General features: G+C 71.7%; 10 protein-coding genes and 1 pseudogene. 8 read left to right on the top strand and 3 right to left on the bottom strand.

Going from position 1 to position 13,264, the window contains the following annotated elements; translation table 11 throughout:
- Positions 1–135: 135 nt before the first annotated feature.
- Positions 136–399, bottom strand: coding sequence for a WhiB family transcriptional regulator (locus AB0D93_RS40265; RefSeq protein WP_010986447.1), 264 nt, complete (start codon positions 397–399; stop codon positions 136–138).
- A gap of 624 nt (positions 400–1,023) precedes the next feature.
- Here AB0D93_RS40265 and AB0D93_RS40270 point away from each other — a divergent pair.
- The 4 genes from AB0D93_RS40270 (at position 1,024) to AB0D93_RS40285 (ending at position 4,919) form a co-directional block, all read left to right on the top strand.
- Entirely contained in the window at positions 1,024–1,518 is a 495-nt protein-coding gene (locus AB0D93_RS40270) for a cysteine dioxygenase family protein (protein ID WP_362131338.1), read from the top strand.
- 34 nt (positions 1,519–1,552) lie between these two features.
- On the top strand, positions 1,553–2,512 hold the full coding sequence (gene cofD, locus AB0D93_RS40275) for a 2-phospho-L-lactate transferase (RefSeq protein WP_362131341.1): 960 nt from the start codon (positions 1,553–1,555) through the stop codon (positions 2,510–2,512).
- Complete coding sequence (locus tag AB0D93_RS40280; RefSeq protein ID WP_362131344.1) at positions 2,509–3,816, top strand: coenzyme F420-0:L-glutamate ligase; 1,308 nt, start codon at positions 2,509–2,511, stop codon at positions 3,814–3,816. Before cofD ends, AB0D93_RS40280 begins: the two co-directional genes overlap by 4 nt.
- Positions 3,817–3,899: 83 nt before the next feature.
- The gene (locus AB0D93_RS40285; protein WP_362131347.1) at positions 3,900–4,919 is read left to right on the top strand and encodes a DNA-3-methyladenine glycosylase 2 family protein; all 1,020 of its coding nucleotides are present in this window, start codon (positions 3,900–3,902) and stop codon (positions 4,917–4,919) included.
- A 237-nt stretch (positions 4,920–5,156) separates the two neighbouring features.
- Here the strand turns inward: AB0D93_RS40285 and AB0D93_RS40290 are convergent, their stop codons facing one another.
- Positions 5,157–6,239, bottom strand: a complete 1,083-nt coding sequence (locus AB0D93_RS40290; RefSeq protein WP_362131349.1) for an NDP-sugar synthase — start codon at positions 6,237–6,239, stop codon at positions 5,157–5,159.
- A gap of 190 nt (positions 6,240–6,429) precedes the next feature.
- Positions 6,430–6,996 (bottom strand): annotated as a pseudogene (locus AB0D93_RS40295) (N-acetylmuramoyl-L-alanine amidase); the annotation flags it as partial.
- 101 nt (positions 6,997–7,097) lie between these two features.
- Between AB0D93_RS40295 and AB0D93_RS40300 the strand changes: the two are divergent.
- The 4 genes from AB0D93_RS40300 to AB0D93_RS40315 all read left to right on the top strand — a co-directional run bounded on the left by AB0D93_RS40300 (position 7,098) and on the right by AB0D93_RS40315 (position 13,138).
- The gene (locus AB0D93_RS40300) at positions 7,098–7,853 is read left to right on the top strand and encodes a TIGR03089 family protein (protein WP_362131352.1); all 756 of its coding nucleotides are present in this window, start codon (positions 7,098–7,100) and stop codon (positions 7,851–7,853) included.
- Between the two features lie 142 nt (positions 7,854–7,995).
- Positions 7,996–9,198 (top strand): LCP family protein, encoded by a 1,203-nt coding sequence (locus AB0D93_RS40305; RefSeq protein ID WP_362131355.1) that lies wholly within the window; start codon positions 7,996–7,998, stop codon positions 9,196–9,198.
- A gap of 231 nt (positions 9,199–9,429) precedes the next feature.
- Positions 9,430–11,190: an LCP family protein gene (locus tag AB0D93_RS40310; protein ID WP_362131358.1), complete on the top strand. Its 1,761-nt coding sequence runs from the start codon at positions 9,430–9,432 to the stop codon at positions 11,188–11,190.
- A 454-nt stretch (positions 11,191–11,644) separates the two neighbouring features.
- On the top strand, positions 11,645–13,138 hold the full coding sequence (locus AB0D93_RS40315; RefSeq protein WP_362131362.1) for an LCP family protein: 1,494 nt from the start codon (positions 11,645–11,647) through the stop codon (positions 13,136–13,138).
- The last annotated feature ends 126 nt before the right edge of the window (positions 13,139–13,264 follow it).

Below are 13,264 nucleotides of genomic sequence, written 5' to 3' on the forward strand. Positions count from 1 at the left end.
CTCTCGGGGGCCGAGGGGACAGCGGGGCGTCTCGGACGAGCGACCACACTATCGGCTGGCCATGACGACGGCCCGCCGCCTGTGGACAACCCACTGGCGACGGGCCGTTCGTTACGTTTTGGTGTGGATGTGCGGTCAGATCGCGGCCTTCTTCAGCCGGCGGCGCTCCCGCTCGGACAGGCCGCCCCAGATGCCGAAGCGCTCGTCGTTGGCGAGGGCGTACTCGAGGCACTCGGAGCGGACCTCGCAGGCGAGGCAGACCTTCTTCGCCTCTCTGGTGGAGCCGCCCTTCTCGGGGAAGAAGGACTCGGGGTCGGTCTGGGCGCACAGCGCGCGCTCCTGCCAGCCGAGTTCCTCGTCCGCGTCGTCGACCAGCAGTTGCTGCACCAGCTCGGTCATGTGCGCCCCTCGTCTGTCTTTCGCGTCCCCGTGCGTAGCCGTTACCGATTTCGGCTGAACGACACGAGTGAAATTACAAGTGTGCTGCTCCGGGCGAGTCAAGCCGAGATCTGCTATTGAGCCCGTTATTCACTCTGCGGAACCAAGGCCTTGCAGAAAGTGTTCAAATCGCCATAAACCGTGACACGCAGACGAGGCCCGGAGGGGCGCCGGAATCCCGTACGGACATCTATACGGAGAAGGACGCCCTGGCGTTCGATCGCGTTCCGCGAGGCTTGAGCGCCTGGATGTGCCCCATGTGTCCCGACATCCCGGTGAACAAACCTTTCACCTGACAGATGAACCGGATGAGGTGAAACCTGTCCCACATCCCGGGCGCCGAGTTGACACTGCCGGGTGTGAGCCGCTGTCCTAGTGGGCATGCTCGCGAACTTGGCGCTCACCTCGACCCGCACCGCCGGGTCCCATGGTGCTGCCCGGGCTCGCTGTAGCTGTTGTCGCTGTTCCAGCTGTTGAGCCCCTCCCTCTCGCTCCAGCTGTGGGCCGTGTCCCCGTGACCCGGTTTCCGCCCCCCCCAGTACCCCGTTCCCTCCGGACTTCTCCCACCGAGGAACCACCGCACCCATGAACAGCGACAACGACCTCCAGATCGCCGGCGACATCCTCGAAGTCCCGCACCTGCTCCAGCCGCCGCGCGAGCACCCGGCCACCGTCGCCGAGTTCGCGGGCCTCGCCCGCTCGATCGCCGCCGACCGCGACCAGTGGGCGCACCTGGTCCGCTACGACGCGACCACGCGCTGGTACCACCGGCTGCGCACCGGGCCCGGCTACGAGGTGTGGCTGCTGTCCTGGGTGCCCGGGCAGGGCAGCGGGCTGCACGACCACGGCCGCTCCTCCGGTGTGCTGACCGTCCTGGAGGGCACCCTCACCGAGCGCACCGGACGCGCCACGCGCGCGTTGACGGCGGGGACGCAGCGGGTGTTCGCGCCGGGGTACGTCCACGAGGTCGTCAACGACGCCCTGGAGCCGGCGGTCAGCCTGCACGTGTACTACCCGGGCCTGACCGAGATGCCGATGCACACCGCACCCCACTGCGAGGCTCGTCCGGTGACTGCCTGACGCGTTGTCGTACCCGCCTGCAAGACTTGGGGCCATGCGCATTGTGGTTCTGGCAGGCGGCATCGGCGGTGCCCGTTTCCTGCGCGGTCTGAAGCAGGCCGCGCCGGACGCGGACGTCACGGTGATCGGCAATACCGGCGACGACATCCACCTCTTCGGGCTCAAGGTCTGCCCGGACCTGGACACGGTGATGTACACGCTGGGCGGCGGCATCAACGAGGAGCAGGGCTGGGGTCGGGCCGACGAGACGTTCCACCTCAAGGAGGAGCTGTCGGCCTACGGCGTCGGGCCGGACTGGTTCGGCCTGGGCGACCGGGACTTCGCGACGCACATCGTGCGCACCCAGATGCTCGGCGCGGGCTATCCGCTCAGCGCCGTCACCGAGGCGCTGTGCGACCGCTGGAAGCCCGGGGTGAAGCTGATCCCGATGACCGACGACCGCGTGGAGACCCACGTCGCCGTCCAGGTCGACGGCGAGCGCAAGGCGGTCCACTTCCAGGAGTACTGGGTGCGGCTGCGGGCCTCGGTCCCGGCCGAGGCGGTCGTGCCGGTCGGCGCCGAGCAGGCCAAGCCGGCGCCGGGCGTGCTGGAGGCCATCGCCGGGGCGGACGTCATCCTCTTCCCGCCGTCCAACCCCGTCGTGTCCATCGGCACCATCCTCGCCGTGCCCGGCGTGCGGGAGGCCATCGCGGACGCGGGCGTGCCCGTGATCGGCCTGTCCCCCATCGTCGGGGACGCGCCCGTGCGCGGGATGGCCGACAAGGTGCTCGCCGCGGTCGGCGTGGAGTCCACGGCCGCCGCGGTCGCCGAGCACTACGGCTCCGGCCTGCTGGACGGCTGGCTGGTCGACACCGTGGACGCGGCGGCGGTCGAGCGGGTCGAGGCGGACGGCATCCGCTGCCGGGCCGTACCGCTGATGATGACCGACGTCGACGCGGCCGCGCAGATGGCGCGGGAGGCACTGGCCATGGCCGAGGAGGTGCGGGAAGCGTGAGCGAGGAGCGCCCGGAGTTCACGGTCCGGGCCCTGTCGGGCATCCCCGAGGTGCAGCCGGGCGACGACCTCGCCAAGCTGATCGCCGCGGCCGAGCCGGGCCTGGCCGACGGGGATGTGCTGCTCGTCACCTCCAAGATCGTCTCCAAGGCGGAGGGCCGGATCGTCCGGGCCGCCGACCGGGAGGCGGCCATCGACGCCGAGACGGTCCGGGTCGTGGCCCGGCGCGGCGCCCTGCGCATCGTGGAGAACCGGCAGGGCCTGGTCATGGCCGCGGCTGGGGTCGACGCCTCCAACACCCCGGCCGGCACCGTGCTGTTGCTGCCCGAGGACGCGGACGCGTCGGCGCGCGCGATCCGCACGGGTCTGCGGGAAACCCTCGGCGTCGACGTCGGTGTCGTGATCACCGACACCTTCGGGCGGCCCTGGCGCGCGGGCCTCACGGACGTGGCGATCGGTGCCGCGGGCGTGCGCGTGCTGGACGATCTGCGCGGCGGCACGGACGCGCACGGCAATCCGCTCAGCGCGACGATCGTGGCCACGGCGGACGAACTGGCCGCCGCCGGCGACCTGGTGAAGGGCAAGGCGGCCGGCCGGCCGGTGGCCGTGGTGCGCGGCCTGCCGCACGTGCTGGCCACGGAGGACGGCGCGGGCGCGCGGGCGCTGGTGCGGACCGCGCGGGACGACATGTTCCGGCTCGGCACGTCCGAGGCGGTCCGGGAGGCGGTGACCCAGCGGCGTACGGTCCGGGCCTTCACCGACGAGCCCGTGGACCCCGGCGCGGTACGGCGCGCGGTGGCGGCGGCGGTGACCGCACCGGCCCCGCACCACACCACGCCCTGGCGGTTCGTCCTGCTGGAGAGCACGGAGTCCCGGACCCGGCTGCTCGACGCGATGCGCGAGGCCTGGATCGCCGACCTGCGCCGGGACGGAAAGAGCGAGGAGTCCATCGCGAAACGGGTGCGCCGCGGGGACGTCCTGCGCAACGCGCCCCACCTCGTCGTGCCATGCCTCGTCATGGACGGCTCGCACCACTACGGGGACGCGCGGCGGGACGGCGCCGAGCGGGAGATGTTCGTCGTCGCGATGGGCGCGGGCGTGCAGAACCTGCTGGTCGCCCTCGCCGGAGAGCGACTGGGCTCGGCGTGGGTGTCCTCCACGATGTTCTGCCGGGACGTGGTGCGCGAGGTGCTCGCGCTGCCCGCGGACTGGGAGCCGATGGGCGCGGTGGCGGTCGGCCATCCGGCCGAGGAGCCGAGACCGCGGCCCGAGCGGGACGCGGAGGCGTTCATCGAGGTGCGGTGAGTTCGGCCGTGCGCGGCCGTGGGCCCTAGGCTCATAGGGCCCTAGGCTCATAGGACGGCACCGGCTCCCCTAGGACCTCATTCGTGGCAGGACGATTCGCTCAGCGCCCCACGCGTACGACCGTGCGCGGAGGCCATGCCGGCGTACCCGCGGGCGCCGGGGCCGGGATACCGCGGCAGGCGGCGGCACCGCGGGTACGGCGGTGGGTGCCGGACGGGCCGCTCGATCTCGGGCTGGTGCTCGGACCGCTGCGGCGCGGACCCGCCGACCCCGCCTTCCGGGCCACCGCGGACGGTTCCGTGTGGCGGGCCTGCCGTACGCCCGCCGGGCCGGGCACGCTGCGGGTGCGGGCCTACGGCGGTGAGGTGCTCGGCGAGGCGTGGGGGCCCGGGGCGGAGTGGCTGCTGGACCGGCTGCCGGAGTGGCTCGGCGCGGCCGACGAGCCGGAGGCGTTCGTGCCCCGGCACCGGCTGGTGGCGCTCGCACGGCATCGGCGGCCGGGGTTGCGGCTGACGCGGACGGGGCTGGTGCTGGAGTCCCTCATCCCCTCGGTGCTGGAGCAGAAGGTCACGACGGATGAGGCGTACCGGGCGTGGCGGTTGCTCGTGCGGAAGTTCGGGGAGCGCGCGCCGGGGCCGGCGGGGGCCGGGGACCGGCCGATGTACGTGATGCCGGCGCCGCGGACCTGGGCGCTGATTCCGTCCTGGGAGTGGCACCGGGCCGGGGTCGACGACAAGCGGGCGTCGACGATTCTGCGGGCCGTGCGGGTCGCCGCGCGGCTGGAGCAGGCGGTTTCGATGCCGGCGGCCGAGGCGCGGGCGCGGTTGGAGGTCGTGCCGGGGGTGGGGCCCTGGACGTCGGCGGAGGTCGTGCAGCGGAGTCACGGGGCGGCGGATGCGGTGACCGTCGGGGATCTGCATCTGCCGGGCATCGTGGGGTGGGCGTTGGCGGGGGACCGTCAGGCCGACGATGCGGTGATGCTGCGGTTGCTCGAGCCGTATGCCGGGCAGCGGCACCGGGCGGTGCGGTTCATCCTGCTGAGCGGGCGGGTTCCGGCGCGGCGCGCACCGAAGATGCCTCGGGTGGACATCGGGTTGCTTTGAGGCGTGGCCTCGGCTGCGGCTGGGGCGCGTGCGATCGCCCCTGCCGGGTGGGTACCGCCCCAACGGCACGACCGCGCGCACTGCGTGTGGAGGGTGAGCGCTCCGCAGGGGCGCGGGGAACCGCGCGAAGGGCCACGACGCGGCCCCGGTGAGGAACCGGCAGCGGCGGCCCTGAACGTACGGAGGCCCCGGGGCCGCGGCCGCGCGTGGGGCGGCGTCCCCGGGGTGCCCTTTCGGCTACTGGTCCGAGGAGAAGCGGAGCGCCCCCGCCGGGATGCGGGCGTCGCACCACACGCGTACGCCCTCGCGGAGCTCGTTGTCGGCACCGACGACCGCGCCGTCGCCGATGACCGCGCCGGTGAGGACCGTCCGTTCGCCGACGCGGGCCCTCGTGCCGACGAGGGAGTCGGTGATGACCGCACCGGGTTCGATGACCGCGCCGGGAAGGATGGTCGAGCCGAAGACCCGGGCGCCCTCGGCCACGAACGCGCCCTCGCCGACCACCGTGCCGCCGGTCAGCTTGGCGTCCGGCGCGACCGTGGCCGTAGGAAGGACGAGACGGTCGCCGCAGCGGCCGGGCACCGCCGGGGACGGGGCGCGGCCCAGGACCAGGTCGGCCGAGCCGCGGACGAACGCCGCCGGGGTGCCGAGGTCCAGCCAGTACGTGGAGTCGACCATGCCCTGGAGGTGGGCGCCCGCCGCGAGGAGGTCGGGGAAGGTCTCGCGCTCCACCGACACCGGGCGGCCCAGCGGAATCGTGTCGATGACCGAGCGGCGGAAGACGTACGCCCCCGCGTTGATCTGGTCGGTGACGATCTCCTCCGGCGTCTGCGGCTTCTCCAGGAAGGCGAGGACGCGGCCGGACTCGTCCGTGGGGACCAGCCCGTAGGCCCTCGGGTCCGTCACCTTCGTCAGATGCAGGGAGACGTCCGCGCCGGTCGACTCGTGGGTGTCCACCAGGGCCCTGATGTCCAGGCCGGTCAGGATGTCACCGTTGAAGATCAGCACCGGCTCGTCGGGGCCGGAGTGCAGGCGCGAGGCGACGTTGCGGATGGCGCCGCCCGTGCCGAGCGGCTCCTCCTCCGTGACGTACTCGATGTGCAGGCCGAGGGAGGAGCCGTCGCCGAAGTACGGCTCGAAGACCTCGGCCAGATAGCTGGTGGCGAGGACGATGTGGTCCACGCCGGCCGCCTTGGCACGCGCCAGCTGGTGCGTGAGGAACGGCACCCCGGCGGCGGGGACCATGGGCTTGGGCGTGTGCACCGTGAGCGGACGCAGCCGGGTGCCTTTGCCGCCGACCAGGAGGATCGCTTCTGTCACCTGTCGTCTCTGCTTCCTGCCGGGACCGGCCGAACTAACTCGTTTCACTCGTTTCGGCCGGTCAGTGTATGCAGACCGTAGCGGCGGCACCCTTGACAACCACGCCGTTTCCCACGAGATCGGTGAGAGAACGGTATGAGACGGCGGGTCCCCCGATGACGGCGCTGAGCGCACACCCCGGCCGGGCTCGGCGCCCCTGGTGGCGCGCCGCGCCGGAACGGGCCGTACCGAGCCTGGCGCAAAGCCACTTGCCCGGGCACTCGGTGGCGAACCCGTCCCGATGGCCGGAGATCACGTTCAGTCGTACCTTCTTACCTTTGGGGTAGAGGTTGCCACCGTCCGGCGTGAGATATGTCCTGACCCGCGGATCGGCCCTGCGGAGCACGGGGTTGCGCGCGGTGAGCCGGGCGACGGCCGTCACGGCGGCGCTCGACGGCTTCGTGGCGCCCTGCGTTCCATACGTGCCGATCACGGCGATGCCCATGCTGCCGCTGGTGAAGCGGGGGTGTGTGCGTCGACGGCCGTCTTCGCCGCGCCGCCGGCCCGGCCCTCGTAATCGGTCCCGCACTTGTCGACGAGGAAGTCGTAGCCGATGTCCCGCGGGCTCATGCTCTCGACGTGGTAGCGGTGGATACTGCGGATGACGGAGGGGGCCTGCGCGCAGGCGCAGTTGATGCCCGATGCCGTGTGGACTCGCCCGCCCCCGGCCGCGGCGCGTGACGCTCCGCGGGCGCGGCCCGACGCGCGGCCTGCCCCGCACCGGCCGACGCACCCTGGGGCGGCACCTTTCCGTCGGGGTCAACGACCGGTGGCCCCACCGCACGCCGCGCGCACCCGCCCGCGCGTACCCTGTCCCGGGTGAACGCCACCGACCGCACCCCTGCCGACCTGCTGGCTTCCGCGCTCGCCGCGGACCCCGGCCGCCCACTGGTGACCTTCTACGACGACGCCACGGGCGAGCGCGTCGAACTGTCCGTGGCCACCTTCGCCAACTGGGTGGCCAAGACCGCGAATCTCCTCCAGGGCGACCTGTCCGCCGGACCCGGCGACCGGGTCGCGCTGCTGCTGCCCGCGCACTGGCAGACGGCGGTGTGGCTGCTGGCCTGTTCGTCGGTGGGCGCGGTGGCCGACCTGGGCGGGGATCCGTCCGCGGCCGACGTGGTCGTCAGCGGGCCGGACACGCTGGACGCGGCTCGGGCGTGCCGGGGTGAGCGGGTGGCGCTGGCGCTGCGGCCGCTGGGCGGGCGGTTCCCGCGGACGCCGGACGGGTTCACCGACTACGCCGTGGAAGTGCCGGGGCAGGGGGACCGCTTCGCGCCGTTCGCTCCGGTGGACGCGCAGGAACCGGCGCTGATCGTCGCGGGGGCGGAGCTCAGCGGGGCCGAGGTCGTCGAGCGGGCGCTCGCGGACGCGCCTTCGTTCGATCTGACGGGGCCCGGGTCGCGAGTGTTGTCGGGGCTGTCGTACGACACCTGGGAAGGGGTCGGCGCGGGGTTGTACGCGCCTTTGGCCGTCGGGGGGTCCGTGGTGCTGTGCAGGAACCTCGACCGGCTGGACGAGGAGGGTCTCGCCGAGCGGATCGAGAGCGAGCGGGTGACCGCGGTGCGCCGCTGAGCGGCACGGCCGTCCCCCATCCGGAGCTGAGCGGCACGGCCGTCCCCCATCCGGAGTAGTACAGGGCGCTTCCCCTGCCCTCCCCCGCCATGGTCGTAGGAGAGGCCGTGACGCTCGTACGCCGTGAGGGGGTGCCCCGCCCGTGACCGATACCGCAGGCAAGGCCCTCGGTCCCGGTCGCGGGGCGTCGGCCACCGGGGAGGGGCTCCGGCGACGGCGCCGGCGGCGGTGGGCGAAGGGGACGGCGCTCGGGCTGGCCGTGCTCGTCGTGGCGGCCGCGGGCACTGGCTGGGCCCTCTACGCCAAGCTCAGCAACAACATCACCGCCGATGACGCGGCCGCCCGCGAGCTGGAACGCTACGAACGGGAGCGGCCCACCGAGTTGGTGCGGGGCGCGCAGAACATCCTGCTGATCGGGTCCGACACGCGGGCCGGGAGCGGCAACGGCGAGTACGGACGGGACCTGGGCAGCGAGCGCTCGGACACGACGATCCTGCTGCATCTGGCCGCCGACCGGCGCAGCGCGACCGCCGTGTCGCTGCCCAGGGACCTGATGGTGGACATCCCCGGCTGCCGGCAGGCGGACGGCAGCCGCAGCCAGCCGGTGTTCGCGATGTTCAACCACGCCTTCCAGGTGGGCGGTTCGGCGTGCACGATCCGGACCGTCGAGAAGCTGACGGACATCCGGATCGACCATCACGTGGTCGTGGACTTCAGGGGGTTCAAGGAGATGGTGGACGCCGTCGACGGCGTCCAGGTCTGCCTGAAGGAACCCGTCGACGACAAAGCCGCCAAGCTGAAGCTGCCCGCGGGGAAGGTGGAGCTCGACGGGGAGCAGGCGCTCGGGTACGTCCGGGCCCGCAAGTCGCTCGGCGACGGCAGCGACACCGAACGCATGGAACGCCAGCAGCGGTTCCTCGCCGCGCTCGTCAACAAGACGCAGAGCAACGACGTCCTGCTGAACCCGGTGAAGCTGTATCCCGTGCTGGACGCGGCGACCTCCGCGCTGACCACCGATCCGGAGCTGGCCAGTCTGCGAGGGATGTACCAGTTGGTGCGCGGACTGCGCGACATCCCCACCGAACAGGTGCAGTTCCTGACGGTGCCGAGGGAGTCGTACGTCTACGACGCCAATCGTGACCAACTCGTGGAGCCGGAGGCCGAGAAGCTCTTCGCGCGATTGCGGGCCGACCAGCCCGTGGCGGTGGCCCGGAACACGCCGCAGGAGGCCGCGGAGACGGGCGGGGGGACGGACGGCGTGGTCGGTTCTTCCCCCTCGAAGGGCGACGCCTCCCCGGCGCCCACGTTCCGCGGGAACACCGCCGCCGAACGCACCTGTGGGTAATCCGCACATCAAGTCGCGGAACTTCCCTCCAGGAAATGAGCCGGATTGCCCAGTTGTAGGCAGGGAGAATTTGTCACCGGCGTCGCTCAACGCTGAACTGGGCGGATAGTGTGAGCGATCCGGTGCACCTGGCCGCGAGGTCCGTCCTGGGGTCGTGCACTGTTTCACCGAGACCCGAGCGCCTTTGAGGGGGAAGGCGCCGCGTGGCCCCAACGGAGGATTCGGACAACCGTGGACGCGCAAGGCCGTGGGCGGGCGGACAATATCGACCCCGCAGACCAGTGGGTACTCAACCCGGACACCGGCGAATACGAACTGCGACTGGGCCCTTCCGCACCGCAGTCATCGGTTCCCGGTCCCCGCAGACCGGCTCGCCGGGACAATGCCGGTGCGCCCCGCCGGCGGGGGGGCTCGGCGCCCGGCGGGACTCGCGAGACGAGTCAGGTACGCCAGGGCGACGTGCCGCCGCCGCGGTCGGGCCGGCGCCGGGGGGCCGAGCCGGAGCCGCCGCAGGGAAGGCGGGCGGCACGGCGGCCGGTGAAGAAGAAGTCGAAGGTCAAGAAGGTCCTGGCGTGGACGGCCGGCGGTACGGCGTTCGTCCTGGTCGCCGTCGGCACGGCCGGCTACCTCTACCTCAAGCATCTCGAGGGCAACGTCACCACGACGGACATCGGCAGCGCGGGCAAGAGCGGCTTCAGCAAGGACGACGCCTTCAACATCCTGATCATCGGCACCGACAAGCGGACCGGAAAGGGCAACGAGGGGTACGGCGACGCCAACAGCGTCGGACACGCCGACACCAACATCCTGCTGCACGTGTCGAAGGACCGGACGAACGCGACCGCGCTGAGCATTCCGCGCGACCTGGTCGTGAACGTGCCGGACTGCCCGACCAAGCAGACCGACGGCTCGACCAAGGTCATCCCCGGGTCCCAGCAGGTGCGCTTCAACGAGAGCCTCGGCCAGGAGGGCCGGGACCCGGGATGCACGATGCGCACGGTGAAGGCGGTCACGGGCATCACGCCCGACCACTTCGTGATGGTCGACTTCAACGCGGTGAAGACGCTGACGACCGCGGTCGGCGGCGTCGATGTGTGCCTCGCCCACGCGGTGAACGACAAGGAGTCCCATCTGCGACTGCCCGCCGGCCCGTCCAAGGTGGAGGGCGAGCAGGCACTGGCCTTCGTCCGCACCCGGCACAGCTGGGGCAACGCCGGTGACCTGGACCGCATCAAGGTGCAGCAGCAGTTCATGGGGTCGCTGATGCGCAAGATGACCTCCAGCGACACCCTCAGCAGCCCGTCCAAGCTGCTCGACCTGGCAGAGGCGGCCACCAAGGCGCTCACCGTCGACAAGGGCATCGGCAAGGTGAGCACGCTCAAGGACATCGCGCTGGAGCTGAAGAAGGTACCGACGAAGAACATCTCGTTCGTGACGGTGCCCGTGCTCGACAACCCGGCGGACGGCAAGTACCACAAGACGGTGATCGTCAACCCGGCGCTGGCCCCGGCGGTGTTCGACGCGATCACCAACGACGTCTCCTTCACCGAGGTGAAGAAGAAGCAGAAGGCGGAGAAGGACGCGGAGGCAGCGCGCCTGAAGGGCAGCAGGTCCGCACCGTCCGACGTGCGGGTGCGGATCCTCAACGGCGGCGCCCAGGCCGGCAGCGCGCAGGAGACCCTCGACTGGCTGCAGAACAAGGAGGGCGTGCTGAAGTCGGAGAACGCGGGCAACGCGCCGGCGCAGCTGGGCAGGACCACGCTCGAGTACGCGCCCGACCAGGCGGCCCAGGCGCGGGAGCTGGCCCATCTCATGGGTCTGTCCGGCTCCGCGCTCAAGCCCGGCAAGAGCGTGACCAACTCCCAGGGACTGCCGGCGATGACGCTGACCCTCGGCAAGGACTTCAAGGGTGCGGGCGTGTCCATGACCGCTCCGTCGAAGGCGCCGGACGTCGACAAGTCCACGGCGGACAAGGTGAAGTGCGCCAGCTGAGCCCGGCCACGGCGGCGGTGCCCGCGATCACGCTCCGCTCGGTCGGGGCACCGCCGGCGGCACGGGTGCCCCGGCCGGTGGGTCTCTCAGGCGGCTCTTACCCGGCTACGGGAACATGACCGCGCGACCAAGATCACGTGCGGCCGGGCGGCCGGGCCGGGGCTCCGCGCGCGGATGATTCCACACCGGGCGAAGTCGGGTTCCGCCCCAGAGGTAACCCTATGGGTCCGTCGTGCGTCTAACGGGGGCGGGACGGGCCCGTCACATGACCTACAGGGCGGGGGGCACGGAGTTGACGCGGAGCAACGTGCGGGGAGCGGCTCCTTCGGAGCACGGGACGGCGCCACGCGGCCGCCGTGCCCCGAACGCGCCGGAGGCACCCGCGGAACACGGCGGCCGACGACGCGGGGGCGGCGGCTCGAAGAACGATCGGCGCCGGCGCAGACGGCGCACGCTGCGCTGGTCCGCGACCGTGCTCGCGGTCGTCATACTCGGCACGGCCGGCGCCGGATACCTCTACCTTCAGCACCTCAACGGCAACATCCGCAAGGGCGAGCTCCTCAGCGGCGACTCCAAGGCGAAGAAGCCGGAGCCGAACGCGGCCGGGCAGACGCCGATGAACATCCTGCTGATCGGCTCCGACAGCCGTAACAGCGACGAGGACGTGAAGCTCGGCGGCGCCCGGGAGAACCGCGGCACCCCGCCGCACGCCGACGTGCAGATGCTCATCCACCTCTCCGCGGACCGCAAGAGCGCCGCGTTCGTCAGCGTCCCGCGCGACACCCGGGTCGACATCCCCCGGTGCAGGGACCCCAAGACGGGTCAGACGTACGCGCCGGTCAACGCCCTCATCAACACGTCGCTGGGCCGCGGCGGCCCCGGCTGCACGGTGGCCACCTGGGAGAACCTCACCAAGGTCTACATCGACCACTGGATGATGGTCGACTTCGCGGGCGTGGTGGACATGGCCGACGCCATCGGCGGCGTCGACGTCTGCGTGAAGGAGAACGTCTGGGACCGGCCGACGCCGGACCAGCCCGGCGGCTCCGGCCTGAAACTGCGGGCCGGCACGTGGAACATCCAGCACGAGCAGGCCCTGCAGTGGCTGCGCACGCGGCACGCCTGGGGCAGTGACCCGCTGCGCGCCAGGGCCCAGCACATGTACCTGAACTCGATGTTCCGCAAGCTGAAGAAGGAGAACGTCTTCACCGACAGCGGCCAGCTCATGGACCTGGCCGAGGCGGCCACCAAGTCGCTGCAGGTCTCCCGGGAGCTCGGTTCGGTCAAGAAGCTGTACGACCTGGGGATGCAGCTCAAGTCGGTGCCGACGGACCGCATCACCATGACGACGATGCCCTGGGTGCCGGACCCCGAGGCCCCGAAGGAGCACGCCGTCCCGGACGGCGCCAACGCCGAGAAGATGTGGCAGATGCTCCGCGACGACGTGCCCTTCGACAAGAACGGCAAGGCGGACGCGAACGCGAAGAAGAAGACGGCGTCGGCCGCACCGGCCAGGACCCCCTCGGTGCCCGCCGGTCAGCTGGGGGTGCTCGTGCAGAACGCCACCGGGGACTCCACGACGGCCCCGGTGCCCCTGCGGGCCAAGGACGTCGCCGGCGTGCTCGCCCAGCACGGCTACGCCAGGGCGGCGGCCGACACCTCTGCCACGGGACTGTCCGAGAGCACGACCCTGGTGCGGTACCCCAGCGCGGCTCTCGAGGGGGACGCGCAGGCCGTCGCCAAGGCGCTGGGGCTTCCGGCGAGTTCCGTGACCAGGTCCACCGGCGTGTCCGGCGTCACCGTGGTGGTGGGCGCCGACTGGCGCACGGGTACGAGTTACCCTAAGCAGTCCCAGCCGAAGGCCGGTGATCTGCCCAGCAACGCCGACGCCATCAACGGTGCCGACAAGGGGCAGTGCATGCCGGTGTACAAGCCCTATCAGTGGTAGCCGGGCGGCCGACCGCCGTCGTCGCCGCGACAGCGCGCCGGGGGGCCCACCGCTCAGGCGGTTAGATCTGAACATCACACTTCTGAACTCCATTAACATAACATGAAAACTCGATTATAGACTTCA

Source organism: Streptomyces sp. NPDC048191 (assembly GCF_040652655.1).
In the GTDB taxonomy this organism is placed as follows: Bacteria; Actinomycetota; Actinomycetes; order Streptomycetales; family Streptomycetaceae; genus Streptomyces.

Bases quoted from the DNA above. Each gene is read 5' to 3' on its own strand.
- AB0D93_RS40265 (WP_010986447.1), bottom strand. From the start codon at position 399: ATGACCGAGCTGGTGCAGCAACTGCTGGTCGACGACGCGGACGAGGAA.
- AB0D93_RS40270 (WP_362131338.1), top strand. From the start codon at position 1,024: ATGAACAGCGACAACGACCTCCAGATCGCCGGCGACATCCTCGAAGTC.
- cofD (WP_362131341.1), top strand. From the start codon at position 1,553: ATGCGCATTGTGGTTCTGGCAGGCGGCATCGGCGGTGCCCGTTTCCTG.